The following is a 25,286-nucleotide window of genomic DNA, read 5'->3' as shown; positions in this document are numbered from 1 at the left end:
CACTCCTCACCCGATCGAGACGGAAGCACACAACGGATCGTTCATTTCAGCGTCCGGCTTTCACTTCGCGAACGGCTACAACGATTGGTCATCGATAGCCACGAGTTGCCAGCACGATCCCGACCGCTGGAAAAGATAGCGAATCTTCTGGCCGTTATCCGATCCGGAATATTCGACATGTCCCGTCGTTTTGTTATCCTGATCGATTCGAACCACCTTTCCTTCCCGCTTGGCACGCTCGATATCCATCATCAGCGGATAGGACATCTTCTGCTCGGCGACTTGCTTCGTCACCGGCTTGGGCTCCGGCTGGGCAGCGGCATCAATCCTGGTGACCGCGAGGGGCCAGCGGGTGAAATGAGACTGGATCGAGATTCTGCTCGCGAATTTCTTCGCGAAGGTCTCGAATTCGCTCGACGGGCATGCACCCGGGTCGACCAGCGGCGGGGCTTCATTGGCCGCTCGAGTCGAGCGATCATCCGCCGGACCGCCGAGCCGCTTGACCGACAGCACCTGTTCGACGATGCGGCTATTGCCTTCCGTTCTCGTTATCGCCGTGACGTCACATACCGCGTTCTGCCCGCATTCGCGTTGCACCTTGGCTTCCGCGTCGGTATCCGCCTCGAAGAAGCAAGTCGGCTTTCCGTCCTTTTCCAGCGACGAGCCCGCCATGCCCGAGCCGGAGCTGAAGACGCCGGAGCAAACGAAACGCGTCGATTGAGGCGCGGCCAGCGCCGTTCCAATCGGTTGAAGACCGACCCCAGCCGCCCCGACGATGAGCGAGAACGTGAAGGCAGTGCCAACCGGAAAACGAGCACGTTGCATGATGTCGACCCTCTCTATTATTTGTTCGATCGCCATCGAGACGATCGATATCATATTGACCAGAAATTAAACCATCACTTGCGATTCAGTTCGCATGAAAACCTGCGCATTTGACGCAGCACCTCTACGACACGCCCGGTCATTGCCGCTTCACTGGAAGACTGCAGCCGCTATAAAGCAGCTTGCACGTCGAATAACCCGCGTCCTTGCAACTCTTCAGCGCAATCGTCCTGGCCGCGCTCAAGCCTGGAATCGTAGGGCAGCCAGCCGTCTCCCACCCCGGGCGGCCTCCAGCCGCCTGGAGGAGGACGTCGTGCCGTCGAGGGAGCGGGCTCGTCATCCACGTCTCCGCCACATCCCGGTTGTCCCGGCACGACACCCGCGGCACATCCCGGAAATTGCAGCACGCCGGACTGCGCCACGGGTTGTGCAAAGGCAAGGGAAGGAAGCGCCGACAGCAGTACCAGGAACAGGAATTTTTTCATCTCTGGTCGTTATTCTCGTTCGGTCAGCCTGGCCGCTTCATGTCGTGTCTCCCCCGAAATCCTGCAGAATCCGCCATTCGGCGAGTGAGGATCATGGTGCCTGTAGTGGTTTCAAACGGTAGCACCACGCCCGTTCCCAAGAAAGAAAGTTGACAAAATTTGATTATGGAAAGGTAATCTTCCGATCAATGCTCGCGTCACGCCGAACACCGTCACGAGCACGAATCCGGCCTCACCATCCATTCGATATCCTGATCGGATATGGCCGGCTCATCCCGTGAAGCTGGCTTCAGTCGAACGTCGGCGAAATTCGCACGGCGGCTCCCGTGGCACGAATCCCGAGCGCATGTAACGGATTGCACACTGCCAGAACACAATGCACCGGCCACCATCGAATTGAACGCAACCTTCGTCAGTAATTTCGCAGTCCATATATTTTTTTCGACTATATAAAAATGTGACCTGTTTCGTCGCTCACAGCGACTATTCTTTTATTACGGGAATACGCGCCTGTGCCGGGCGCGCCGATATTCCCCTCAGCAGTCCGCCGTGCCCCCTGTGAGCGCACATGCAGTCGCGAGACCAGATAGCCACCGAACAGATCAGGATCGTCTACGACGCGGCGACGCCCTACGTCGTCGGCGGGGCGCTACTTGCCGTTTCCGCGACCCTCTCGATCGACTCGCTCGACCAACCGGACACCGTGTCCGGCCCGGCGTGGATGATCTACATTGCGGCGTGTTCGGCCGGTCAGGTATTCCTGTCCCGTCTTTACCACCGCTCGCCGACGTCCGTCAGCCACTGGCGGCGCTGGGCCCTTTGGCTCTCGGCGTTCAGCACGGCCGCCGGCATGGGCTGGGGATGGGCATCGATTCATCTCGCGACAGGCGCCGACTTCGGAATCGCGAGCCTCGTGGTCATCGCGACATTCACCGTGGTCGCCTGCGCGATCCCGGGGTTCAGTGCGTATTTCCCGGCGTTCATCGCCTTTCTGTTGCCGGCCACAGTCCCGTACATCGGCGCCGCGGTCATGTCGCCGAATGCGATCCAGCAGGCAACCGCGCCGATGATGCTGCTGATCGCCGGCGTGGTCGGCTATCTCGGGCTGCAGGCGAACCGCGCCGCAACGCAGAACATCCGCCTGCGCTTCAGCGCGGAACAGATCGCCGGCGATCTTCAAATGCAGAACGAACGGATCGAACAGCTCGCCGTCGATCTCCGTTGCGAGCGCCAGATCGCCGACCACGCCAATCTCGCCAAATCGCAATTCCTCGCGGCCGCCAGTCACGATCTGCGCCAGTCCGCGCATGCGCTGAACCTGTTGATCGGCGCGCTGCACAGCATCCCGATGCCGCCGGAAGGACGACGGCTCGTCGAGCGCATCGGGCGCTCGTCGGATGCGCTGAGCCGGCTCTTCGGCGCGCTGCTCGACCTGTCCCGGCTCGACGCCGGCCGCGTCGAAGCACAGTGCCGGCCGTTCGCGATCGATACTGTGCTCGAATACGTGTGCAACGACTGCCTGCTCGATGCGCAGGCCAAAGGCATCGCGCTGTCGCGCGTGCCGTGCCGCGCGGTGGTTCAATCGGATCCGCTGCTGGTCGAGCGCATCGTGCGCAATCTCGTGTCCAATGCCGTGCGCTACACCGATCGAGGCAGGATTGTCGTCGGCTGCCGGCGCCGCGGCACGCACCTCGCGATCCAGGTCTGGGACACGGGCTGCGGCATTCCCGATCACCTGCAGAAGCTCGTGTTCCACGAGTATTACCAGATCGGCAATGCCGAGCGCGATCACGAAAAGGGCTTCGGGCTCGGACTCGCGATCGTGCGGCGCCTCGCCGACCTGCTCGAGTGCCGGCTGGCCGTGCGTTCGACGCCCGGACGCGGATCGTGCTTCGAAGTCGCGATGACGCTCGCCACCGTCACGGCCGCCCCGCTCGACACGCCGATCGTCAGTCATGGCGACGTACCGGGTTCGACCGGGCTCGTGGTGGTGATCGACGGCAATCGCGCGACCCGTACCGGATTGGCGGAACTGCTGGCGACCTGGGGATACGACACGATCGCGGCGCGCTCGGGCAAGGAGGCGCTCGACCGGCTGTCGGCAGGTGCCCGCCGCCCCGACTTGCTGATCTGCGATTACCTGCCGCCTCGCGGCGAAAACGGCATCGCCGTGATCGAACGACTGCGTGCGGCACTCGACGCAGCCCTTCCGGCATTGCTGATCAGCGGCGATACGACCGACGAACAACTGGCCGCAGCGCATGCGCGCGGGCTGGTGCTGCTTCACCGGCCGTTGCCCAACGGCAAACTGCGCGCGGCGGTCGGCCATCTCGTCGCCGCGGGGGCGCGGCAACGCTCGACGGCCAACGCGAACGCGGACGCACACGGCGTCGCGCTCTAGCGGCACTGCGCGGGCCCGCAGGCCGCGATCGGCTCCGGCTCGATGCGCGTGTTCGTGCCGGACGCGCTTGCGGTACATGGCTGCGGTTTCGTGCGGCCGGCGCGCTTGCCGGCCCGCGCCGGCGGACGGCACGCGACGCAGACGCGATTGGCCCGCAGGTCGTGGCGATACGTCACGAATGCCGCGTCGCATCGGACACAGCGCGCCGTCGAGAGCACGCCGCCGTCGACGAAACGAATCAGCAGCCACGCACGCGTCAGGTCGAGCAGCGGCTCGCAGTGTGCCGCGCCGCATCGCGACGCATACCATTCATATGCCTTCACGAGCGCATCAAGCCGCGCGCACTGCGCGTTGCTCCGCAGAAAGCGGTAGACGTTATGAAACAGCGACGCGTGGATGTTGGCCTTCCACGTCATGTACCAGTCGCTGGAAAACGGCAGCAGGCCTTTCGGCGGCGCGACGCCCCGCACCTCGCGATACAGCCGAACCAGGCGCTCGTGCGGCAGCGACAGTTCGATTTCGAGCATCTGCGGACGCGCGCCGAGCCGAATCAGCGTCACGGCTTCCAGCACGTGCTGCGCGTCGTCGGCAAGACTCGCGGCATGCACCGGCCGGGGGCCGCCGCTCACGGCGCGTCCTGGTCGAACGCCCCGAGGCTCGACAGCGCCATCGCGACATGCAGCCGCGCCACGTCGCCCGTGGGTTCCGGCCGCGCGAGTGCCGCGACCGTGTCGCATCGGCTCAGGCGCAATACACAAAGCAACTGCCCCGACGACGACAGGCTCATCATCGATCGCATCGTCAGGCTTTCCAGCGCGCCGGCCATTTCCGGCGTGGCGCCGAGGCGAAACATGCCGGTCGCGCGATCCGTCTGCAACAGCCGCTGCGCCAGCCACAGATACGACAGGTTCAGGTCGCGAATTGACTCTTCTTCATTGATAGTTCCCATATTGCACCTTGATTGATATCGAATCAGCCGATGGAGACGTCTCGCAAATTCGCGCATAGGAAAATGCCCTGTTTCGCGGGGTAAATCACCCACCTCAACGTCAATTGCCGATTTTCAGAAAGCAATCGATTGAAATAATCAGCGCACCCCGTATTGGCACGTTCGGTTATTTTTATCGTATAGTCTGCACCCGGGTTTCGATCGCACCCCGAAAACTGTCGCATTCCGCGACTTTCCCGGGCCTTGCTGTCGCGATTTTCGTTATGCTCGTTGTGCGCCTCACCGCACCGAAAGCCGCACGATCTAGTGTCAGCCATGACTTTCCGGATGTAAATCCGACGTTAGGCCGTGGCGAAACAGAATCGAATACGACCAAAGTATTAAGACTTTTCGAAACAACCGGGTTCTCCAAAAGCAGAAGAGGTCCGCCTCCAGACTTCATTTTTATTTACATGAAAATACTCATTGTCGATGATCATCCGGTTCTGCGAGATGGCGTGGCGACGTTGTTGCGCCAGGATCACGGCGGGATGGTCGACATCCAGGCGAGCAACGCCGACGATGCGATGCGGCTGCTCGAACAGCACACCGACCTCGACGTCATCGTGCTGGATCTGAAGATGAACGGCATGGACGGTTTCGCCGCGATCGCGGCGATCACGCAGGTCCGGCCCGAACTGCCGATCATCGTGCTGTCCTCGTCCGAGGATCCGCACGACGTGCGTGCCGCCTTCTCGCACGGCGCGCTCGGCTACATCCCCAAATCCGCGACCGCGCACACGCTGCTGTCTGCCATCAAGATGGTCATGAACGGCGAGCGCTACGTGCCGCCGCTGCTGCTCGAAACGCAGTCGGCGCATCGCGATCCGCCGCCCGCACACGAACCCGACGGCCCGCGCCTGACGCTGCGCCAGCTCGACGTGCTGCGCCTGATCGCCGAAGGCGTGCCGAACAAGCTCATCGCCGACCGGCTCGGCCTGTCGGAGAAGACGGTGAAGGCGCACATCACCGCGATCTTCAAGGCGCTTCACGTGCGCAATCGCACCCAGGCCGCCGCGACGGGCCAGCGCCTGGGGCTCCTCTGACCGGCCTCGTCGCGCGTGCGCGATCGACGCGCCGGGCGATACGAACCCGACGGCGTACATGCGCCGTGGCCGGCGCGCGCCGGCCATGCCGGCGGCGCCGTTCCATCGACGTGCACGCGATCTCATCGCCACGCGCCGGTTGCCGGCGCAGCGCCGCCCGTCGACCGCATCAGGCCGGTTCGCACCTGCGGCATCGTTGCCGCCACCGCGCCGGCAGCCTGAATCGTTCCGGACGACGATGCACCGACCGGCTGAACCAGCGCGACACCGTCCATCGTATTGCCGCTGACGACGATCCGGCTGGCCGTGCAGCCGCGCGACAGCAACGACACCGGCGTGCCGGCGATCGACGCGAACGTGTTGTCGGAAACCTGGAATTCGCACACGTTGCCGGCTGCCCGGAACCCGGCGTAGCCCGATCCCGATACGCGATTGCGCGTCACCTTGACGTACGACACCGTGCCCGACCACGTGTCCAGCTCGATAGCACCCTGCTGCGTCGGCTGCAAACCGTTGTTCACGTTCGAATTCTGGATGTTGGTCACTACATTGTTGTCGATCACGACGTTCGACACGCCGTAGGTACGCCAGCTGTCCTCCTGTGCGACGAGAATGCCGGCCGCCTTCTGCACGCCGTCGACCGTGTTGTTCGAGATCGTCACGGCCTGGCCGCCAACAACGGAAATGCCTCGCCCCCAGTAATTCCCCGACACGGTGTTGTGGTCGATCAGCACGTTGCTGCTGAGGCGGCCGTCGCCGAGATAGCTGACGACCGCGATCAGGTCGTCGCCGGTGCCCGACACCGTATTGCCCTGCACGAGCACGTTGGTCGAGCCGTAGGTGGTGTGGATGCCGTCGGCCAACGTGTCGCGCACGGTATTGCCCACGATCGCGACGTTGCTCGCGCCGAACACGAAAACCCCGCCGCTGGCAGCGCCCTGGATCGTCACGCCGAGCACCTGGACGTCCGTGCCCGTCACCTCGACCTTGCTCGATCCGGGCGTGGTGAGCCGCGTCGTGCCGGTGCCGATCAGCGTGACGCCGACCAGCGTCGAACCGGCACCGCTCATCACGATCGTCTGGTCGGACGGATTGGTCGCGACGAGCGTCGCGCCGTATCCCGACACCACGACACCCCGCACCGCCACCGACAACGAGCGGCTAACGGTATAGCGTCCCGGCGCGAGTATCAGCGTTTGTCCGACCTGCAGTGCGTTGAGCGCGGCCTGCAATGCATCGGTCTGGTCGCTGCCGTCGCTTGCCGGCCTGACCGTCACGGCCGCCGGCACGGTCGTCGCGACCGGTCGCGATCGCGCATGCGCGATACGCCACGGCGCGGCGTAACCGGCAAGCGCCGCCGCGCAAACCTGACCCGGGAAGCTGGCAACACAACACGCGAATGCAACCACCCCGGCGCCGACAATACGAAATGACCTGGTCATGATGACCCCCTCGGTAGGCATCCACCCGACGCAGCGCGATGCGACGGCATCCGGTCGCAACGCGTCGACGATCGGCCGGCGAACCGGCACGACACGTGTCGAACATCGGAGCAGAACGATTTCGTGCGGAAGCAGTCGGGCAGCGCCTCGTTTCAGGGCGGTGCCCGCTCGTCTGCCGATTCGGGCGGGCCGCTCCCCCAAGAGCGGCTCGACGTCGACGGTGCCGGCAGCGTGCGACCGTCGAGCGACATGCCGAAGCCCTTGCACGAGCGACGTGGGCCGGCCGGCTTCGTGTCCGGACCCATACGATCATTTCGCTCGATTGGAAGTCTATTTCGCCGTCGGCGCGCGTAAATCGGACAGAAGCCCCGCGACGTCGTAGGACGGGTCGCGAGCCCCGGTCGCATCCGCGATATGGACCGGCTTACGACTCGTCGTGCCGGCGCGAGACGTCGCACGGCAGACGAGATTGCGATCACGAGGCAGCCGCACAACATCAGATCTACTGATTAATTTCGAAGCGCGATGCCGCATCGACCTCGCACCGTGCGTCACAGCAACGGCAGCGTGATCCGAATATGCTCCGAAAACGCCGCCGTCAGATGCGACGGCCGCTTCCGGTCGAACCGCAGCGTAATGCCCACCGCCGGCAGCGGCGGCAGCCCGCGATCGCCGGTGAGGATGGCCAGATCCGCCGGCACCGCCGTCTGCGTCATCACCGCGAATGCCTGCCCTGAACGCACCAGCGCGGTCAGCCCCGCGAGGCTGCTGCTCGCATACGCGACGCGATAATCGCGGCCCGCGCGATGCAGCGCGTCACAGGCCGCGATGTGATCGAGCGTATCGGGATCGGACAGCGCGAGCGGCAACGGATCGAACCGCGCCGCATCGAGCCCCGGATAACCGATCCAGACCAGTTGCTCGCGGCGGATGAAGTCACCGCCCGAACCATCGTCCGGCACGGACACCATCGCCAGATCGACCGCCCGCTTGTCGAGCTGTTCGAGCAGCCGCGGCGTCGGCCCGCACACGACCTCGACGATCGCCTGCGGATGCTGGCTCGAGAACTGCCGCAGCAGCGACGGCAGGAACACGCCCGCGTAATCGTCCGGGCAGCCGAACCGGATCGTGCCCGACAACCCGGTGCCGCACAGGTCGGCCATCGCCTCGTCGTGCTGCCGCAGGATGCGCTGCGCATGCACGAGCAGCCGCTCGCCCGGATGCGTGAGCACCACGCCGCGGCCGGTGCGCTGGAACAGCGGCTGGTCGACGCTTTCCTCGAGCCGCCGCATCTGCTGGCTGAGCGCCGACTGCGTGCGGCCGACCCGCGCCGCCGCGCGGCTGAGCGAGCGCACCTCGGCGATGACGACGAACGAGCGCAGCAGATCGATTTCGAGCGAACGTGCCAAGGTATTAGCTCCTTTTCTACCTTGCATAAGAACTATTCGTTTCCATAAAACCAGACCGGCGCCTAGACTGCAAGCGATCCTTGGCCCTTGTCCGGAGAAGCCCGATGTCCCTGAACGACGACGCAACCTTCTGGCACAACGCCAGGCAGCACCTGATCCGCTACGGCGGCACGTTCGAGCCGATGATCATCGAACGCGCGCAAGGCAGCTTCGTCTACGACGCGGACGGCCGCGCGATCCTCGATTTCACGTCGGGCCAGATGAGCGCGGTGCTCGGGCACAGCCATCCGGAGATCGTCTCCGTCATCAACGAATACGCGGGCAAGCTCGATCACCTGTTCAGCGGGATGCTGTCGCGCCCCGTCGTCGAGCTCGCGACGCGCCTCGCCGACCTCACGCCGCCCGGGCTCGATCGCGCGCTGCTGCTGAGCACCGGCGCGGAATCGAACGAAGCGGCGATCCGGATGGCGAAGCTCGTCACCGGCAAGTACGAGATCGTCGGCTTCGCGCAGTCGTGGCACGGGATGACGGGCGCGGCGGCGTCCGCCACGTACAGCGCCGGCCGCAAGGGCGTCGGCCCGGCCGCCGTCGGTTCGTTCGCGATTCCGGCGCCGTTCACGTACCGGCCGCGCTTCGAGCGCAACGGCACCTACGACTATCTCGCCGAACTCGACTACGCATTCGACCTGATCGATCGCCAGTCGAGCGGCAACCTCGCCGCGTTCATCGCGGAACCGATCCTGAGTTCAGGCGGCATCATCGAACTGCCGGAAGGCTACATGGCGGCGCTCAAGCGCAAGTGCGAGGAGCGCGGGATGCTGCTGATCCTCGACGAAGCGCAAACCGGCGTCGGGCGCACCGGCACGATGTTCGCGTGCCAGCGCGACGGCGTGACGCCCGACCTCCTCACGCTGTCGAAGACGCTCGGCGCGGGGCTGCCGCTCGCGGCGGTCGTCACGTCCGCGCGGATCGAGGAACGCGCGCACGAACTCGGCTACCTGTTCTACACGACGCACGTGTCGGACCCGCTGCCGGCCGCGGTCGGGCTGCGCGTGCTCGACGTGGTGCAGCGCGACGGCCTCGTCCAGCGCGCGAACGTGATGGGCGACCGGCTGCGGCGCGGGCTGCTCGACCTGATGGAGCGCTTCGACTGCATCGGCGACGTGCGCGGACGCGGCTTGCTGCTCGGCGTCGAGATCGTCAAGGACCGGCGGACGAAGGAACCGGCGGACGGGCTCGGCGCGAAGATCACGCGCGAGTGCATGAACCTCGGGCTCAGCATGAACATCGTGCAGTTGCCGGGCATGGGCGGCGTGTTCCGGATCGCGCCGCCGCTGACCGTCAGCGAAGCGGAAATCGATCTCGGGCTGTCGCTGCTGGAACAGGCGATCGCACGCGCGCTGTAACGGAACGCCAGGCGCAAGTGTGCCTGCAAACAGCGGACGGCAAGATTCGGGCAGGACCAAGCGTGCCGCACCGCGCCCCGGAACTTAATCACGCCACCCGGCCCGAAACACGCCGCGCAATTCGTCATGATTGTGTACGTTGAGCCGGCGGTAGATCTTGCGAACATGATCGACGACCGTACTGTCGCGCAGCGCGAAGTCACGCGCAATCTCGCTGTGCGAACGGCCCAGCACGAGCTGCACACAGAGTTCGCGTTGTCGCTCGGTCAGGCCGAACGCAAAACCGAGCCGTTCGACCGACAGCCTGAGTGGCGGAAAGTGTTCGATATGGATCACGATCGCGGCATCGCGTTGCAACCCGGCTGCGTCGGTACATCGATAGGCCTTGAAGCGGAAACGCCCCGCATGGTTGCGACGCTCTAGCGTCGCAGGTGGCGCCGGGCAGCCGAGCCAGATCCGGTTGATGTTCGACCGCAACGGTGCGAGCCAGTCCGGCAAGCGTTCGTGACGGTAGAACGCGAGCGGCTCGCCGGTCGCGAGCGACAGCATCCGGATGCTGTCTGCGTTGTGCAGCAGCAGCCGGCCATCGTCATCGACCACCATGATCGCGGACTCGCTGCATTCCGATTCGTGCTGCGTTGGCTGCACGGGCCGCGACAACGCATGGGCAAGATGCCGTGCCACGGGTTCGATGTCGCGATGGTTCTGTTCCGAGAACGGACGACAGCCCGATGCGCGCGACAGCAGCAGGCTGCCCCAGCCACGCGTGCCGTCCGTCGCGGTCAGTTCGAGACAGTGGCGCATCGATACCGGCCGCCACAGGTCCGCGTACATGTCGCTCGACAGCAGTGCATCATCGTAGTGCGCGCTGTTATCGAAACCGCGTCCGCGGCGCATCGCATCGGAAAACGTGACGCCCAGCACTTCCTGCCGCTCAGTATTGTGGATGTTCGCGAAATACGTCGGCAACAACGTGTAGACCACGTCGTTTTCGCTGTACACGTCCGACACTGCATAGTGCTCGTCCGCATAGAAGAACATGCCCCAATCGGCACCGACGATACGCCGGGTCGCCTCAATCACATGAGGAATGACGAGATGCGGCTCGACGGCGAGCGAACAGAGCCGACGAATATGACTCGCAAGCGCGACGTGTTTGTCAGACATGAATCTGCTCCTCGAACATGCACCGGACTCGCGCGCGGGGCGGGGCGAGACGCTCGACTTCACACGTTCCGCGAACTCAGTCCAGTTTAGACATTCCACATGACAGCGACGGCAATTGCCCCCTTTCAAGAGGGCGTCAAAGCAGCATGCGGGTTCTATCATTTCGCCATTCCGGCTGCATTTTCGTGACGAACCCACTGCTGCGTTCGGCATGCGGGATATGTGTCCCGCGCGATGCAATTGCGGCGGAATGTGCGGACGATGCGGAATCCGCGTCGGTCGCGTCGTGTTGTTGCATCGCTTTCTCATGTGAGGTGCCACGATGAAGAGCATGTACAAGGCGGCACTTGCCGTCATCTGTGTGTTGGGTGCGTCGGGTCTCACCCGGGCGCAGAGCGAAGGCGCCGCGGCGGCGGCGAGTACGCCATCCGACTCGGCGATCAGCGCAACGTCGATGGGCAGCATGCCCAACGCCGGTTCGCAAGCTGGAGCACCGGCCGGACTCACGCGCGCACAGGTCAAGGAGGAGTACCTGCGCGTGGAGAAGTCGGGAGAACTCCAGCGTCTCAACCAGCTGTATGGCGGCGGCCAGTAGCAGTGAGTGTCCGGCCCGGCATGGTCGCTCGTGTATCAGGTGGGGAGTAGCGATGGCCGACCATGCATGGCCGACGACTGGTCAGCGAGGAAAGGCGCGCCCGGCAGCTTTTCGTGCCGAGCGCGACACGCTGGAAAGCATGGATCACATCAGCCGGTGATGCGCGCACGTGCGTGCCACAGCGATGCCGGCCAGTCGCAGGTCAGCGACATCCCGTATCACCCGCCCGGATAAGCCTGCCTGATCCGGTGGCACATCGGCCGGCCGCCTGCGCAATATGCGCGCGACGAACAGGCCGCGGTGCATGAAGAATGCGCCGCGCCCGACACGACGCTTCCGCAACCCGCGTACACTTCCCGTCACGCAACGACGACGCGTAGGGCATGCGATGACGACAACGGCAAACGACAACGGCACGAACGAACACTGGCTCGTCGCACGCCGCGATCCGGAAACGGGAATCGAAAGCCTGCGCGCGCATTTCAGCGGGCATGCATACGATCCGCACGATCACGACGACATGCTGATCGGCTTCACGGAACAAGGCGTGCAGCGTTTCCAGTGTCATCGGTCGCTGCACACGAGCGTGCCGGGCCGCGCGATCCTGATCGAGCCGGGCGCGCTGCACGACGGCCATGCGCCGGAAGCCGGCGGCTTCACCTACTCGATGCTGTACCTGCCGCAGGCGTGGGTCGAACGTGCCGCGCGCCGGGTCAATCTTCCCGGCCTGAGCGGCGTCGAAGCCGCGTTCGGCCATACGCTCGTCGACGATCGCAGCCTCGTCGACGCGATCCGCCACGCGTTTCTCGCGATCCACGGCAACGAAGGCAAGCTCGCGCGCGACCAGACGCTCGACCGTCTCCTCACGCGCCTCGGCAGTCAGTTGCGCGAGTCGGTCGCGGCAAGTGCCGACACGAGCACGGGCACCGTGCCGCCGGCGATCGTGCGCGTGCGCGACCTGCTGCACGCGCATCTGGACGGCAACCTCGGCCTCGACGAACTCGCCGAGTTGGCCGGCACCGATCGCTTCCGGCTCACGCGGCAGTTCCAGCGCGCATACGGCACGTCGCCGCACGCGTACCTGGTTCGCCTGCGCCTGCGCGCGGCACGGCGGCTGCTCGCGGCAGGCCGCACGCCGGCGCAGGCCGCCGCGGACGTCGGCTTCGCCGATCAGAGTCACCTCGGCCGCTGGTTCCGCCGCGCGTACCGGATGACGCCGGCCGCCTATCGGCGCATGTGCACAAACGTTCCAGACTGATCGCGCCGGCTATCCGATCATGAGCGCTTCAACGAGGAGCACTCATGTTCGATACGAAAGTGGCATTGATCGTGCGCGACGATCTCGCGGCGTGGCAGAAACTCAACGTGGTCGCATTTCTCGCGACGGGCGTCGCGGCCGGCGCGCCCGAAGCGCTCGGCGAGCCTTACGAGGATGCGGCCGGGAATCGCTACGGCCGCATGTTCGGCCAGCCGATGCTGGTGTTCGCAGCCGATCTCGACGGCCTGCAGGCCGCGCATCGGCACGCGCTGTCGCGCGAAGTCAGGATCGTGCCGTACGTGCGCGCGATGTTCTCGACCGGGCACGACGCGGCCAATCGCGAAGTGTTTCGCGCCGGGGACGCGACCAATCTCGATCTGGTCGGCCTTGCATTGCACGGGCCGAAGAAGGCTGTGGATAAAGCCGTGAAGGGTCTGGCGTTGCACGCGTGAGTTCGGCGTCCGGCTCACTGCTGCGGGCCGCTTCCATGCCTGCCCGCCGCGCCCGGCCGAACCGTTCGCCGTGCTTGCTGGCGAGCCACACGCCGAGCGCGACGACGACGATGCCGAGATAGGTCGTCACCGGAATCCGGTCGCCGAACATCCACGCGGCCCAGGTCAGCGTCACGGGCGGTTCGAGATAGACGAGCGTCGCCACGCGCGTCGCGGGCATGCGCTTGAGCAGCGCCCATAACGTCAGGTAAGCCATGAACGTCGAGAACACCGTCAGCCACACGACGGACAACCAGACGTTCGGCTGCGTCGGCACATGCAGATCGCCGGTGACGAGCCCGCATGCCGCGAACAGCACGAGGCTCACGCCCCCCTGCACGAACAGCGGCAGAAACAACCCGTCCTCGTTGCTGCGCGCCGTCGTGAGCGCGCGCCGCCGCTGATAGATCGTCGCGATCGACAGCCCCAGCGCGGACACCAGCGGCAGCATATACATGACGATGCCGACCGATTCGGTCGGCAGCGCGTATTGCCCGCCGATCACGATGCCGACGCCGATGAATCCGAGCACGAGCCCGGCCCACTGTCGCGCGCCGCTGCGCTCGCTGCCTTCGAACGTCGTCATCGCCGCCGTGATGAGCGGCTGCAACGCCGCGACGATCGCCGCGATGCCCGGCGGCAGGCCATGCTGGATTGCGACGTAGACGCAGGCCAGGTAGAGAAACTGCGACAGAAAGCCGATCACCGCGTGATAGCGGATCTTCTCCAGCGTCAGGCGCCCGAGCCGCCTGTTGAGGACGATCGCCAGACAGAGCGTGACGAGCAGAAAACGCCAGAACAGCAGGTTGAATGCGCCGGCCGTCTCCGCGCCGAGCTTGGCGCCGATGAAGCCGGAACTCCACGACAACACGAAAACGAGCTGGATCAGGAAAAGCTGCATGGGAACGGCGCCCCTCAGAACGTGACCGTGGATGTGCGCGCGTCGCCCAGGTCTTCGAACCGGATCGGTTCGAGACCGAGGCGAAGGTACTGCATCGCGGCGTCGTCGCGGAGGCTGCGTTGCAGTGCCAGCCAATTGACGACCGTGCGCGGGATGCCGTCGTCCGATGCGAGATGCCAGAAGCCGTTGTCGTCCTCGCGCGTGTACGGGCAATGAAACGACAGCACCAGCGACATGCGTCGCCCTGCCTCGACCGGTTCGACGCCATGGAACAGCTTGCTGCCGTAGATCAGCAGCGCGTCGCCTGCCTGGCTCAAATCCGCCGTCTTCACATGCGCGCGTTCGCGATCGTGCCGATCGAACGTCTCGGCAGTCGATTCGTAGAACAGAAAGTTTCCGCCCTCGTATTCGGATCGATCCGATAGCACGATGTTCAGCACGAAGCTCGTGCCGTCGGTGTGCCACATACCGACCTGCTCCTTGTCGTCACGCTCGCGCGTCGGGTAGTAATAGTTGAACTGCGAGCGCGCATTGATCATCGGATACGGGATCAACGGCGCGCCGGCCAGACGCGACAGCCGCAGCAGGAACGCGCGGTCGTGCATCATCGCGTCGATGAAGCGCGAGCGGTTCGTCACCGCACGCACCCGCTTCGAGATGATCCAGTTGCTATGCGACGCGCTGCGTTCCAGCGTGCGGCCGATCTCGCGCAACGCGTGAACCGCTTCGTCGGAGAACAACCCGCGCAGGCTGCACACCGCGTTGAGCGCGTTCGACTGCGTGCCGCGCATCGGCACGTCGCGATAGCCGAGATCGCCGAGGTTGCGGCGATACCGCACCTGATAGCCGTCACGCAGGCAGCCGCTCGTCCAGCGCATCCGCTCCGCAACGGTAACCGTGTCGTCCGCGACATTCGCGTCGCCGGCCAGCGAGGTCTGCAGCGCAAGCCTCACCCGATCGAACCCGCGCGCAAACACCGGCAGTGCATTTCCCTTGTTCATCGCGTGCCTCGCTCTCGTTGTCGTGGCCCCGGGCGCTAGCCCTTGAACTGCGCTATCTGGTACACGACGCTGCCGTCCCCGCTGCGCAGTTCGTCGATCACCCGGCAGTTGCCGTGACTGCTGCGCACGTGGCGAAATTGCTCGGGCGTGTATTTCAGGCAGACGTTGGTGATCAGATGCCCGTGGACGCCGGCCTTCGACACCGGCTGCAGCGTAACCGCAACGTGGAACTGATCGCCCAGCAGGTTCAGCCGGACGATCGACACGTCATGCTCGCCGTGCGGCTCGAAGCCCTGCTGCCGGCTGACGACTTCGGAGAACCGAACCATGTTCTCGTTGCGGTAGAAGTCGTAGATATGCGCTTCGCGACCTTCGACGAACAGTTGCATCTCCGACACCACGTAGGTCGACTTGCCGCCGAGAGTGCGGATCAGCCGGCCGATCGTCACCGGCAATTCGTTGCCTTCCTGGAACCCGAGCATCGTGATGAAGGTCATGTCCTGGCCCAGATCGATGTGGTTCCATTGCACGTTCCGGTAATCGTCGGCGATGTAGTTAAAACAGCCGGGCGTCTTCAGGAACGGCATGATCGCGTCGCGCATCGCGTGTTCCGACGACTCGTTGATATCGACCGCCGTGTAGCGCAGATGGTCCGGCCCGCCGCCGCTGACGCCCTTCATCAGTTCGGTCGTCTTGACCGGCTCGGGCCCGAGTTCGATGTAGTGAACATGGCGGCCGCGCGACAACGTGGCGAGACGCTCGCTCAACGCACCGATCGCTTCCCGCAACGATCCTTTTCCGTTGCGATCTGCACATAATGCAGGACTCCGAACCCCCAATTCGTTCAGGTTCCGCATCAAGGAGAAGACTTCACGCCCCGCCTCGCGTCGCCGCGCGGCATCGTCCGTGCGCTGCAACGTCGAATACTTCTCGTGATTCTCGACCGTCCATACCGACTCCGCCTTCAGCTTCCTGTCCCGCACCAATGCATCCACTACAAAATCATTGATAGACATGAATCGTTCCCCGGGATACGTGTGACGCTCGATCGAATGCCTGCCGTCGTCTGCCTGTTGACCCGAGGATAGGGAGGCGCAATAATTCCGTCAATCGACATTACCTGAATCACTGATTCGGAAAATCAAAATCATGCCGCGCACCCTGGACGTCGACCTGCTGCGTACCTTCCACGCCGTCGCGAAGCTCGGCCGCTTCAAGGATGCGGCTGCGTATGTGAATCGCAGCCCGTCGTCGGTCACCGCGCAGATCCAGAAGCTCGAGGAGATGGTCGCGCAGCGACTGTTTACGCGAAACAACCAGGCCGTCGAGCTCACGCAGTTCGGTCACAAACTGCTCGGCGATACCACCGAGTTTCTGTCGAGCCACGACCGCCTGGTCGAATCGCTGTCGCCGCAGATCCTGACCGGCAAGTTGCGGCTCGGCATCCCCGATTCGTATGCCGCGCATTTCATGGCGGAATTCCTGCCGCGCTTCGCCGCCGACCGGCCGTTGCTCGAACTGACCGTCGAAGCGCGCTCCAGCGAGGAACTGCAGCTGATGTTTTCCCGCGGCCAGCTCGACATCACGATTGCCGTCGTGCCGAAAGCGCTGCCGCACGCGGAACTGCTCAGCAAGACCCATCCGGTGTGGGTCGCCGCGCGCACGTTCAAGTTCAATCCCGACGCGCCGCTGCCGATCGCCGTGCAGCTGCAGGGATGTCCGTACCGCGACACCGCGCTGAACGCGCTGAAGAAGGCGAAGATCGCGCACCGGATGCTGCTCGAGAGCGCGAGCTCACCGGCGGTCGAGGCGTGCATCGCGAATGGCCTCGCGGTCGGCATCATCGAGCACGACCGCGTGTCCGGCAACCTGACGAGCAACGTCGCGGGGATCGCGCTGCCGGATCTGCCGCCGCATCTGATCACGATCCTCACGGACGACAGCAATCGCGCCGCGCTGCATTTGCGCGACGTGCTGAAAAGCACGTTCAGGATCAGTTAGGGTAGAAGTGTCATCAGCAGGTCGAGGCCGAACCGCTGCTGATAGAGGTGTTTCGCGTCGTCGTAGTGATTTTGCGTCGATCCGAGTGCTTCGCCAGATGTAGTCGAAATTGCTACGATCGAAGCCGAATCGGCTACACCATTCCCGTAAACCGCCGGCCCGTTGCAGGCCGGCGGCTTTCTCTCGTCAACCGCCGAGATACGCCTGCTTGATCCGGTCGTTCGCGAGCAGGTTCGCGCCCGTATCGGCGAGCACCACGCGCCCCGTTTCGAGCACGTAGCCGCGATCGGCCACACCCAGCGCCTTGTTCGCGTTCTGCTCGACCAGGAACACCGTGACACCCTCGTCGCGAATCGTCCGGATGATGTCGAAGATCTGCGCGATCACGAGCGGCGCGAGGCCGAGCGTCGGCTCGTCGAGCAGCAGCAGGCGCGGCTTGCTCATCAGCGCGCGACCGATCGCCAGCATCTGCTGCTCGCCGCCCGACATCGTGCCGGCCCGCTGCGCCGCGCGTTCCTTCAGGCGCGGAAACAGCTTGAACACGTGCTCGATGCCGTCGTCGATCTCATGACGGCTCGCGAAGAACCCGCCCATCTTCAGGTTCTCGAGTACCGTCAGGCTCGGGAACACGCGCCGCCCTTCCGGCGAGATCGCCATCCCCTGCCGCATGATCTGGTGCGTCGACATCGCGGTGATGTCGTTGCCCTCGAACAGCACGCGGCCCGACGACGCGCGCGGCGTGCCGCACACGGTCATCATCAGCGTCGTCTTGCCGGCGCCGTTGCTGCCGATCAGCGTGACGATCTCGCCCTTCTTCACCTCGATCGACACGCCCGCGAGCGCCTCGACCGCGCCATAGTGCGTATGGACCTGTTCCAGCTTCAGCATCACTCTTCCCCCAGATACGCCTTGATCACGCGCGGGTCGTTGCGGACCGCTTCCGGCGTGCCGATCACGATCGGCCGGCCGTGCTCCATCACGAGGATGCGGTCCGACACGCCCATCACGAGGCTCATGTCGTGCTCGATCAGCAGCACCGACACGCCGAACTCGTGGCGCAGCTTGTCGATCAGGTGCTGCAGCTCGATCTTTTCCTGCGGGTTGAGACCGGCCGCCGGTTCGTCCAGCATCAACAGGCGCGGCTCGGTGATCATGCAGCGCGCGATCTCCAGGCGCCGCTGGTGCCCGTACGACAGCGTGCCCGCCTGCCGGTTGGCGACCGACTTCAGCCCCATCCGGTCGAGCCACACGGCCGCGCGTTCGAGCGCTTCCTTCTCGGCGCGACGATACGCGGGCGTCGAGAACAGGCCCGGCAACAGCCCCGACTTCACCTTGCGATGCTGCGCGACGAGCAGGTTCTCGACCACCGTCAGCGACTTGAACAGGCGGATGTTCTGGAACGTGCGCACGAGGCCCTTCAACGCGATCTGGTGGCTCGGCAGCCCGGCGATCGCGTGGCCGTCGAGCACGACGTCGCCGCCGGTCGGCTTGTAGAAGCCGCCGACGCAGTTGAACACCGTGGTCTTGCCCGCGCCGTTCGGCCCGATGATCGCGAACACCTCGTTGCGGCGCACGTCGAAATCGATGCCGTCCACCGCGAGCAACCCGCCGAAGCGCATCTGCAGCCCGGCGACCTTCAACAGTTCTGCATTCGCGGTCATTGCGGCAGCTCCACGTGGGGACGGCTCGCGGGCAGCAGGCCCTGCGGACGCCACATCATCATCAACACCATCACGAGACCGAAGATCAGCATCCGGTACTCGGCGAAGCCGCGCGCGACTTCCGGCAGCACGGTCAGCAGGATCGCCGCGAGAATCACGCCGAGCTGCGAACCCATCCCGCCGAGCACGACGATCGCGAGGATCAGCGCCGATTCGATGAAGGTGAACGATTCAGGATTCACGAGGCCCTGACGCGCCGCGAAGAACGCGCCGCCGATGCCCGCGAACGCCGCGCCGAGCGTGAACGCCGACAGCTTGATGCGCGTCGGGTTGAGACCCAGCGAACGGCACGCGATCTCGTCGTCGCGCAGCGCTTCCCACGCGCGGCCCATCGGCATGCGGATCAGGCGGCTCGTCACGAACAGCGTGAAGCCGACCAGCACCAGCGCGATCAGGTACAGGAAGATCACCATGTGTTCGCCGCTGTATTCCAGCCCGATCAGTTCATGGAAGGTTTTCGCGCCTTCGACGCTCGCCGAGCGCGCCATCTCGAAGCCGAACACCGTCGGCTTCGGAATGCTCGAGATGCCGTCCGGGCCGCCGGTGAGGCTCGTCAGGTTGTTCGCGAGCAGCCGGATGATTTCGCCGAAGCCGAGCGTGACGATCGCCAGATAGTCGCCGCGCAGGCGCAGCACCGGGAAGCCGAGCAGGAAGCCGAACGTCGCCGCGGCGATCGCCGCGATCGGCAGGCACTCCCAGAACGACAGCCCGAAATACTGGTTCAGCATCGCGTACGTATAGCCGCCGACCGCGTAGAACCCGACATAGCCGAGATCCAGCAGCCCCGCGAAACCGACCACGATGTTCAGCCCGAGGCCGAGGATCACGTAGATCAGCGCGAGCGTCGCGACGTCCACTGCACCGCGCGAACCGAAGAACGGCCACACGAGCCCGACCGCGAGCAGCACCCAGATGATCACGCGCTGCTGCTGCGCGCCCATCGCGGGCATCGCCGGCAGCTTCACCGCCGATTTCGCGCGCACGAACCACGGCTTGAACAGCTGGAACAGGAACACGGCCGCGACCGCGATCCACACCGGACGCCAGTGCGGCGTGAGCACGACCTGATAGCCGTCGAGCTTCAGCTGCAGGCCGAGCACCGGAATCGTGAGGATCGCCGTCAGCAGCGCGGCGGCCGCGGCATTCTTCAGCGCCTGGCCGACCGACGCGTCGGCGGCCGGGCGGCGAACGGAAATGACTTGACTCATCTGCGTCTCCCTCAGACCTTTTCGATGTCCGACTTGCCGAGCAGGCCGGTCGGGCGGAAGAGCAGGATCAGCACGAGCAGGCCGAACGCGACCACGTCCTTGTACTCGGCCGGCATGTAGCCTGCGGCGAAGGTTTCGGCGAGGCCCAGCAGCACGCCGCCGAGCATCGCGCCCGGGATGCTGCCGATCCCGCCCAGCACCGCGGCGGTGAACGCCTTGATGCCCGCGACGAAGCCGATGTACGGATTCAGCTTGCCGATCGTCAGCCCGATCAGCACGCCGCCGACGGCCGCCAGCATCGCGCCGAGCACGAACGTGAACGAGATCACGCGGTTCGTGTCGATGCCGAGCAGGTTCGCCATCTTCATATCTTCGGCGCAGGCGCGGCACGCACGGCCCATCCGCGAATGCGAGATGAACAGCGTGAGCGCGATCATCAGCACGATCGTCACGCAGACGATCAGCAGACGCGCATACGGAATCGTCACGTCGTAATCGCCGCCGAGATGGATGTCGAATGCGCCGGAGATCAGCACCGGCACGGACACGTCGCGCGCGCCCTGGCCGATCTGCACGTAGTTCTGCAGGAAGATCGACATGCCGATCGCGGAGATCAGCGGCACGAGGCGCGGGCCGCCGCGCAGCGGGCGATACGCGACGCGCTCGACCGCGAAGCCGTACAGGCCGGTGACGAGCACCGACACGATCAGTGCGGCGCCGAGCACGAGCGGCAGCGGATAGCCGGCGGAGATGCCGATGGCGGTGAGGGTCACGAGGCCCACGTAGGCGCCGATCATGTAGATCTCGCCGTGGGCGAAGTTGATCATGCCGATGATGCCGTAGACCATCGAGTAGCCGATGGCGATCAGCGCATAGATCGCACCCAGCGTCAGGCCGTTGACCAGTTGCTGGGCGAATTGAGGAAAGAAGTCAGTCATGTGCGGGAAGCTCCCGTTGGCGCTGGGTCGCATGCCGGCGCCGGATCACGGCGTTCGGCCGCGCGCAACGCACGGTGTCGTCTCGGGCCGCCCGTCGGCCGCGCAATGCGGTCATGCGCGGCGCGAATGCACGCCCGCCCCGTCCGGGTCTCGGACAGGGCGGGCGCGCGGGCGGGTACGCCGGATTACTTGGCGGCGGTCTTCGTCGCGTCCTTGTGCCACGTGTAGACGACGAACTTGAACGCCTTCAGGTCGCCCTGGGCGTCATACGCGACCTTGCCGATCGGCGTGTCGAACGTCGTCTTGTGCATGTACGCGGCGACCTTGGTCGGGTCGGTCGTCTTCGCGCCGGCGATCGCGTCGGCGATGATCTTCACCGCTGCGTACGACGGCATCTGGAACGGGCCGTTCGGGTCGCGCTTCTTGTCCGCGAACGCCTTCACGAGCGCCGCGTTGGCCGGGTCGGCCGAGAAGTCGGCCGGCAGCGTGACGAGCATGCCTTCCGAAGCCGGGCCGGCGATCGCCGTCACGTCCTTGTTGCCCACGCCTTCAGGGCCCATGAACGTCGCCTTCACGCCCTGCTCGCGCGCCTGGCGCATCAGCAGGCCCATTTCCGGGTGGTAGCCGCCGAAGTAGACGAAGTCGACGCCTTGCGACTTCAGCTTCGTGATGATCGCCGAGTAGTCCGAATCGCCGGCGTTGATGCCTTCGAACAGCACGACCGGGATCTTCGCGCCTTCGAGGTCCTTCTTCACCGACGACGCGATGCCCTGGCCGTACGACTGCTTGTCGTGCAGGATCGCGACCTTCTTCGGCTTCACGTTGTTGATGATGTAGTGCGCGGCGGCCGGGCCTTGCTGGTCGTCACGGCCGATCGTGCGGAAGATGAAGTGGCGCTTCTTGCCTTCCGTCAGCTGCGGCGCGGTGGCCGACGGCGTGACCATCACGATGCCTTCGTTCTCGTAGATGTCGGAGGCGGGAATCGTCGAACCCGAGCACACGTGGCCGATCACGTACTTGATCTTCTGGCTGACGATCTTGTTGGCGACGGCGACGGCCTGCTTCGGTTCGCATGCGTCGTCCATCTGCACGACTTCGAACTTGTTGCCGCCCGCGCCGCCTGCCGCGTTGATCTGTTCGATCGCGGTCAGCGCGCCGGCCTTCACCATGTCGCCGTATTGGGCGACCGAGCCGCTCATCGGACCAGCGATGGCGATCTTCACGGTTTCCGCTTGCGCGGCGGCGGCGCCGGCGGCGAACAGCACGGCGGCGACGGAAATGGACGTAAGACGGGACAGCGTCATCTGGGAGCTCCTCGATGTTGTTTAGTCATACGGGCAAAGGCGGCATGACTTGCGCAATCGAACAGCACCCGGGGCGAGGACATGGGACACGCCCGAGACACATGAAGACGGACCTGCGGATGGATGTTGCGTAGCGGGGCCCGGCTCTTGCAGTCCCCCAAGGGGGACGTCTGGTTCGGAAAGACATCGTGATGCGTCTTGCATTGCGCAAGCGTTTCGCCTGCCCCGCTTGCCAACTGCTTGTTCGGAGGGATGGTCCGACAGCCGTTGGCAAGGCAGTCGAAATTATATGGGGGTTTTTAAATCGTCTGTCAAAAATGCCGCTTCTATGAGGGAAAACACGGAGAAACTGGGGTGAGGCGAGGTGGCGATTTGGGAGCAACTCGGGTAGGTGGAGAACGTTTGCGGTGGGTGCAATTGGGTTGCGATTTTGGGTGGGGTTGTCGCGTTTGGCCTTGATGGGCGGGGCTTGGCGGCGATCTATGGTCGTGGATTACACGATTTTTTGTTTTTGGGGGTCGGTGCTTTTTAAATCAATCGACTGACGATTGCGTTGGCGCGCACCAACGCGAGGTGGCGGATTGCACCGGCCAATCCTTCCATATGCTGACGTTTGCTGCATTCACGAAAGCTGATTGTTATTTTTGTGAAATAATGCGAACTCGCCTCTGCAATCAAGCCAGCCTCCCCGCGAACCGCACCCGCCGCGCTTCGCCGTCGCTTCAGGGCCGCTTCAACGCCCGTCCGTCGTTCAGTCTCGCCAGCCAGTGATCTGCCGTTTTTCAATGCACATCACCTGCTTCGGATCGCATATGAATCATCCCTTCCATCTTTCTACCGCTGCCGCGCTTGCTTGTGCGCTTTCTGTTTCTACCGTCGACGCCTCTGGCCGCGATTCGCTGGTCGATCGTTCGGGCGGTGCCAACGTGTTTCGTTCGGAACGTCGGGCCGTGGCTCGCGATGAGGGGCGCTCGGCACGCGTAACCCGGCGCGGAAAGTACGCTGCGCCGGCTGAACGCAGCCCGTTCGAAACGCCTGATACGCGGCCGGTGCGTGTGTCAGGCGATACGCTCGAATCGCACACTCCGTCCGTACACGAATCCGATTTCATATTGCCCGCGAATCGCGTTGCGCTCGGCGCGGGTGGGAGCGACAGCCTCGGGCGCGCTTTGCCCGGATACGAACAGCGCGCGCAGAACTGGAACGAATACCTGCGGGCGAATGGATCGCGACCTGTGGGCAGCGGCGGCTCGTATACGCCGACGCGGACTTACGATGCCGCGCGCGGGCCGCACGGTACGCCGAATCCGTTTGATCCGTCGGTGCCGCAACCGGAGACCCGGACGTTCTACGACAACGGCGCCGGTACGCATTGCACGGCTACTGGTGGCGCGGGAACATCGCGGTCGTCGTGCAATATCGGCTGGTGATGCGTTGGGGGCGGCAGATGGCGGCTAGCCTGCCCGGCGCGCTGCGCGACGTCGCGCAGCGCGGCCGCGTCTTGCGGCGTTGCCTTTTACAGTTTCGTGATGATCAACCTGCCAGGCTCAATATCGATCCGCGCCTTCTGGCCGGGTACGAAACACGCATCTTCAATCAGCCACATTCCACCAATCTTCATGTACGGGTAGAACTTCTCCGGCTTGATATCCGTTTTCGGGGTACCCCACATTTCCTGGATCGTGACGAAACGTTCCGTCTTCGGTGGTCGTGCTTTATGATTCGGCTTAGCCATGGGCAACTCCTGTTCAGTTGGCTGTGGTTAGCGGGTCGTGAGTGTTGGTAGCACTTGCGGCCCGCGCTCGTTTACTGCGGTATTTTTGTGGTCTGGATTCCTCCTTGGTTTTTGCCCCGATGAAAGCAATGTTTCGATAGGGCCTACCGGTTACGTTGTGTCCATTCGCGCGCGCGATGCACGCGCGATCATCACTGGACATTGCCTATTAGACCATCGCTAACGCTCAATATTTGCGGCTCGCGCGAACGTTAGCCGTTAGGCATAGGTACGTAATTTCGCCTGCGTGCGCCGCGCCATCGCATGCGCAGATGCGGAAGGAAAAGCTAATCGACGCGAACGTCGATCGGCCTTGGGACGCGATCATTCGAAACAGTTCGAATGAATTGGCTTCACTCGCGGTACAAGCACAGTTCGATACAGAAGCGACTGCTGCTCCTCTTCCGACTTCCCGACATGAAGAAGTTGCTCGCTGGAAACGTTCGTTTTCTGCAGCCTCCACAGGCAACAACCGACCCATACCAGACCTTCGCAGACCGAGCGGCACGTTCGGAGGGCGAATTCATTCGGGAAGGGCATCGCCACCGACCGTTCGTTGGTCTGCGAGGACTTTTGACCTGCTCCCCGCGTTTAGTACGGTGACGGTGTAGAGTCCGTTCCAGAGAGGAACGGCAATGAAAAAGCGATTCACCGAAGAACAGATCATCGGCATCTTGAAGGAAGCCGAGGCTGGCTTGAAGCCGGCGGAGCTGTGCCGCAAGTACGGCATCTCGGAAGCGACTTACTACAACTGGAAAGCGAAGTTCGGCGGGATGACGGTCTCCGAAGCGCAGCGCCTGAAGGAACTGGAGCAGGAGAACAGCAAGCTCAAACGTCTGTTGGCTGAATCGATGCTCGACAACGCCGCGCCGAAGGACCTGCTGGCTCGAAAGTAGCAAGCCCGCAGGCCAAGCGCGACGCTGTC

At 64.3% G+C, this 25,286-nt stretch carries 22 protein-coding genes and 2 pseudogenes; 8 read left to right on the top strand and 16 right to left on the bottom strand.

The window, feature by feature from the left end; genetic code table 11:
* Nucleotides 1–75 precede the first annotated feature (75 nt).
* Nucleotides 76–861 (bottom strand): hypothetical protein, encoded by a 786-nt coding sequence (locus U4Y91_RS22465; protein ID WP_321806915.1) that lies wholly within the window; start codon nt 859–861, stop codon nt 76–78.
* A gap of 1,017 nt (nt 862–1,878) precedes the next feature.
* On the opposite strand from U4Y91_RS22465, the gene U4Y91_RS22460 reads away from it, so the two are divergent.
* On the top strand, nt 1,879–3,711 hold the full coding sequence (locus U4Y91_RS22460) for a hybrid sensor histidine kinase/response regulator (RefSeq protein WP_321806914.1): 1,833 nt from the start codon (nt 1,879–1,881) through the stop codon (nt 3,709–3,711).
* On the opposite strand, the gene flhC is transcribed toward U4Y91_RS22460, so the two are convergent.
* Both flhC and U4Y91_RS22450 read right to left on the bottom strand, forming a co-directional pair.
* A complete protein-coding gene (flhC, locus tag U4Y91_RS22455; RefSeq protein ID WP_321806913.1) occupies nt 3,708–4,340 on the bottom strand; it encodes a flagellar transcriptional regulator FlhC in 633 nt (210 codons plus the stop codon). The genes U4Y91_RS22460 and flhC overlap by 4 nt on opposite strands.
* The gene (locus tag U4Y91_RS22450; RefSeq protein WP_321806912.1) at nt 4,337–4,660 is read right to left on the bottom strand and encodes a flagellar transcriptional regulator FlhD; all 324 of its coding nucleotides are present in this window, start codon (nt 4,658–4,660) and stop codon (nt 4,337–4,339) included. The genes flhC and U4Y91_RS22450 overlap by 4 nt, the downstream gene beginning before the upstream one ends.
* A 263-nt stretch (nt 4,661–4,923) precedes the next feature.
* On the opposite strand from U4Y91_RS22450, the gene U4Y91_RS22445 reads away from it, so the two are divergent.
* Entirely contained in the window at nt 4,924–5,745 is an 822-nt protein-coding gene (locus tag U4Y91_RS22445; RefSeq protein WP_321806911.1) for a response regulator transcription factor, read from the top strand.
* Between the two features lie 122 nt (nt 5,746–5,867).
* On the opposite strand, the gene U4Y91_RS22440 is transcribed toward U4Y91_RS22445, so the two are convergent.
* Nucleotides 5,868–7,187, bottom strand: coding sequence for a right-handed parallel beta-helix repeat-containing protein (locus tag U4Y91_RS22440; protein WP_321806910.1), 1,320 nt, complete (start codon nt 7,185–7,187; stop codon nt 5,868–5,870).
* A gap of 551 nt (nt 7,188–7,738) precedes the next feature.
* On the bottom strand, nt 7,739–8,623 hold the full coding sequence (locus U4Y91_RS22435; RefSeq protein WP_321806909.1) for a LysR family transcriptional regulator: 885 nt from the start codon (nt 8,621–8,623) through the stop codon (nt 7,739–7,741).
* 77 nt (nt 8,624–8,700) lie between these two features.
* Between U4Y91_RS22435 and U4Y91_RS22430 the strand changes: the two genes are divergently transcribed.
* Nucleotides 8,701–10,002 (top strand): aspartate aminotransferase family protein, encoded by a 1,302-nt coding sequence (locus U4Y91_RS22430; protein WP_321806908.1) that lies wholly within the window; start codon nt 8,701–8,703, stop codon nt 10,000–10,002.
* Between the two features lie 84 nt (nt 10,003–10,086).
* Here U4Y91_RS22430 and U4Y91_RS22425 read toward each other — a convergent pair whose 3' ends face one another.
* Complete coding sequence (locus U4Y91_RS22425; protein ID WP_321806907.1) at nt 10,087–11,634, bottom strand: helix-turn-helix transcriptional regulator; 1,548 nt, start codon at nt 11,632–11,634, stop codon at nt 10,087–10,089.
* Nucleotides 11,635–12,152: 518 nt separating this feature from the next.
* On the opposite strand from U4Y91_RS22425, the gene U4Y91_RS22420 reads away from it, so the two are divergent.
* Nucleotides 12,153–13,022, top strand: a complete 870-nt coding sequence (locus U4Y91_RS22420; RefSeq protein WP_321806906.1) for an AraC family transcriptional regulator — start codon at nt 12,153–12,155, stop codon at nt 13,020–13,022.
* 44 nt (nt 13,023–13,066) lie between these two features.
* On the top strand, nt 13,067–13,474 hold the full coding sequence (locus U4Y91_RS22415; RefSeq protein ID WP_124485251.1) for a DUF2000 family protein: 408 nt from the start codon (nt 13,067–13,069) through the stop codon (nt 13,472–13,474).
* A gap of 136 nt (nt 13,475–13,610) precedes the next feature.
* Here the strand turns inward: U4Y91_RS22415 and U4Y91_RS22410 are convergent.
* The 3 genes and pseudogenes from U4Y91_RS22410 to U4Y91_RS22400 all read right to left on the bottom strand — a co-directional run.
* Nucleotides 13,611–14,414, bottom strand: a pseudogene (locus U4Y91_RS22410) (DMT family transporter); the annotation flags it as partial.
* Nucleotides 14,415–14,428: 14 nt separating this feature from the next.
* On the bottom strand, nt 14,429–15,415 hold the full coding sequence (locus tag U4Y91_RS22405) for a 2OG-Fe(II) oxygenase (protein ID WP_321806905.1): 987 nt from the start codon (nt 15,413–15,415) through the stop codon (nt 14,429–14,431).
* 35 nt (nt 15,416–15,450) lie between these two features.
* Complete coding sequence (locus U4Y91_RS22400) at nt 15,451–16,431, bottom strand: hypothetical protein (protein WP_321806904.1); 981 nt, start codon at nt 16,429–16,431, stop codon at nt 15,451–15,453.
* 133 nt (nt 16,432–16,564) lie between these two features.
* Here U4Y91_RS22400 and U4Y91_RS22395 point away from each other — a divergent pair, with 133 nt between their 5' ends.
* Nucleotides 16,565–17,416 (top strand): LysR substrate-binding domain-containing protein, encoded by an 852-nt coding sequence (locus U4Y91_RS22395; protein WP_321806903.1) that lies wholly within the window; start codon nt 16,565–16,567, stop codon nt 17,414–17,416.
* Nucleotides 17,417–17,602: 186 nt separating this feature from the next.
* Here U4Y91_RS22395 and U4Y91_RS22390 read toward each other — a convergent pair whose 3' ends face one another.
* From U4Y91_RS22390 to U4Y91_RS22365, 6 genes are all read right to left on the bottom strand, one after another.
* Complete coding sequence (locus U4Y91_RS22390) at nt 17,603–18,304, bottom strand: ABC transporter ATP-binding protein (RefSeq protein ID WP_044846849.1); 702 nt, start codon at nt 18,302–18,304, stop codon at nt 17,603–17,605.
* On the bottom strand, nt 18,304–19,077 hold the full coding sequence (livG, locus tag U4Y91_RS22385; protein ID WP_321806902.1) for a high-affinity branched-chain amino acid ABC transporter ATP-binding protein LivG: 774 nt from the start codon (nt 19,075–19,077) through the stop codon (nt 18,304–18,306). Before livG ends, U4Y91_RS22390 begins: the two co-directional genes overlap by 1 nt.
* Complete coding sequence (locus U4Y91_RS22380) at nt 19,074–20,345, bottom strand: high-affinity branched-chain amino acid ABC transporter permease LivM (protein ID WP_321806901.1); 1,272 nt, start codon at nt 20,343–20,345, stop codon at nt 19,074–19,076. Before U4Y91_RS22380 ends, livG begins: the two co-directional genes overlap by 4 nt.
* 11 nt (nt 20,346–20,356) lie before the next feature.
* Nucleotides 20,357–21,283 carry a high-affinity branched-chain amino acid ABC transporter permease LivH gene (gene livH / locus U4Y91_RS22375; RefSeq protein ID WP_321798579.1) on the bottom strand — a complete coding sequence of 309 codons (927 nt, stop codon included), beginning with the start codon at nt 21,281–21,283 and terminating at the stop codon, nt 20,357–20,359.
* A gap of 185 nt (nt 21,284–21,468) precedes the next feature.
* Complete coding sequence (locus U4Y91_RS22370) at nt 21,469–22,587, bottom strand: branched-chain amino acid ABC transporter substrate-binding protein (protein WP_044846845.1); 1,119 nt, start codon at nt 22,585–22,587, stop codon at nt 21,469–21,471.
* Between the two features lie 528 nt (nt 22,588–23,115).
* Nucleotides 23,116–23,373: a hypothetical protein gene (locus U4Y91_RS22365; protein WP_321806900.1), complete on the bottom strand. Its 258-nt coding sequence runs from the start codon at nt 23,371–23,373 to the stop codon at nt 23,116–23,118.
* Nucleotides 23,374–23,399: 26 nt separating this feature from the next.
* On the opposite strand from U4Y91_RS22365, the gene U4Y91_RS22360 reads away from it, so the two are divergent.
* A complete protein-coding gene (locus U4Y91_RS22360; protein ID WP_415750485.1) occupies nt 23,400–24,017 on the top strand; it encodes a hypothetical protein in 618 nt (205 codons plus the stop codon).
* 86 nt (nt 24,018–24,103) lie between these two features.
* Here the strand turns inward: U4Y91_RS22360 and U4Y91_RS22355 are convergent, their stop codons facing one another.
* Nucleotides 24,104–24,322 (bottom strand): hypothetical protein, encoded by a 219-nt coding sequence (locus U4Y91_RS22355; RefSeq protein ID WP_044846844.1) that lies wholly within the window; start codon nt 24,320–24,322, stop codon nt 24,104–24,106.
* 674 nt (nt 24,323–24,996) lie between these two features.
* Between U4Y91_RS22355 and U4Y91_RS22350 the strand changes: the two are divergent.
* Nucleotides 24,997–25,286, top strand: a pseudogene (locus U4Y91_RS22350) (transposase); the annotation flags it as partial.

It is taken from the genome of Burkholderia sp. BCC1993, assembly GCF_905339865.1.
Lineage (GTDB): Bacteria > Pseudomonadota > Gammaproteobacteria > Burkholderiales > Burkholderiaceae > Burkholderia.
The sequence above is the reverse complement of the archived record's forward strand: the minus strand, read 5'-3'. Positions and strand labels throughout refer to the sequence as shown.

Excerpts from the sequence above, each read along its gene's own strand:
- U4Y91_RS22465 (WP_321806915.1), bottom strand. The coding sequence starts at position 861 with ATGGCGATCGAACAAATAATAGAGAGGGTCGACATCATGCAACGTGCT.
- U4Y91_RS22460 (WP_321806914.1), top strand. The coding sequence starts at position 1,879 with ATGCAGTCGCGAGACCAGATAGCCACCGAACAGATCAGGATCGTCTAC.
- U4Y91_RS22450 (WP_321806912.1), bottom strand. The coding sequence starts at position 4,660 with ATGGGAACTATCAATGAAGAAGAGTCAATTCGCGACCTGAACCTGTCG.
- U4Y91_RS22445 (WP_321806911.1), top strand. The coding sequence starts at position 4,924 with ATGCTCGTTGTGCGCCTCACCGCACCGAAAGCCGCACGATCTAGTGTC.
- U4Y91_RS22440 (WP_321806910.1), bottom strand. The coding sequence starts at position 7,187 with ATGACCAGGTCATTTCGTATTGTCGGCGCCGGGGTGGTTGCATTCGCG.
- U4Y91_RS22435 (WP_321806909.1), bottom strand. The coding sequence starts at position 8,623 with ATGCAAGGTAGAAAAGGAGCTAATACCTTGGCACGTTCGCTCGAAATC.
- U4Y91_RS22430 (WP_321806908.1), top strand. The coding sequence starts at position 8,701 with ATGTCCCTGAACGACGACGCAACCTTCTGGCACAACGCCAGGCAGCAC.
- U4Y91_RS22425 (WP_321806907.1), bottom strand. The coding sequence starts at position 11,634 with ATGCTGCCCATCGACGTTGCGCTGATCGCCGAGTCGGATGGCGTACTC.
- U4Y91_RS22420 (WP_321806906.1), top strand. The coding sequence starts at position 12,153 with ATGACGACAACGGCAAACGACAACGGCACGAACGAACACTGGCTCGTC.
- U4Y91_RS22415 (WP_124485251.1), top strand. The coding sequence starts at position 13,067 with ATGTTCGATACGAAAGTGGCATTGATCGTGCGCGACGATCTCGCGGCG.
- U4Y91_RS22405 (WP_321806905.1), bottom strand. The coding sequence starts at position 15,415 with ATGAACAAGGGAAATGCACTGCCGGTGTTTGCGCGCGGGTTCGATCGG.
- U4Y91_RS22400 (WP_321806904.1), bottom strand. The coding sequence starts at position 16,431 with ATGTCTATCAATGATTTTGTAGTGGATGCATTGGTGCGGGACAGGAAG.
- U4Y91_RS22395 (WP_321806903.1), top strand. The coding sequence starts at position 16,565 with ATGCCGCGCACCCTGGACGTCGACCTGCTGCGTACCTTCCACGCCGTC.
- U4Y91_RS22390 (WP_044846849.1), bottom strand. The coding sequence starts at position 18,304 with ATGCTGAAGCTGGAACAGGTCCATACGCACTATGGCGCGGTCGAGGCG.
- livG (WP_321806902.1), bottom strand. The coding sequence starts at position 19,077 with ATGACCGCGAATGCAGAACTGTTGAAGGTCGCCGGGCTGCAGATGCGC.
- U4Y91_RS22380 (WP_321806901.1), bottom strand. The coding sequence starts at position 20,345 with ATGAGTCAAGTCATTTCCGTTCGCCGCCCGGCCGCCGACGCGTCGGTC.
- livH (WP_321798579.1), bottom strand. The coding sequence starts at position 21,283 with ATGACTGACTTCTTTCCTCAATTCGCCCAGCAACTGGTCAACGGCCTG.
- U4Y91_RS22370 (WP_044846845.1), bottom strand. The coding sequence starts at position 22,587 with ATGACGCTGTCCCGTCTTACGTCCATTTCCGTCGCCGCCGTGCTGTTC.
- U4Y91_RS22360 (WP_415750485.1), top strand. The coding sequence starts at position 23,400 with ATGAATCATCCCTTCCATCTTTCTACCGCTGCCGCGCTTGCTTGTGCG.
- U4Y91_RS22355 (WP_044846844.1), bottom strand. The coding sequence starts at position 24,322 with ATGGCTAAGCCGAATCATAAAGCACGACCACCGAAGACGGAACGTTTC.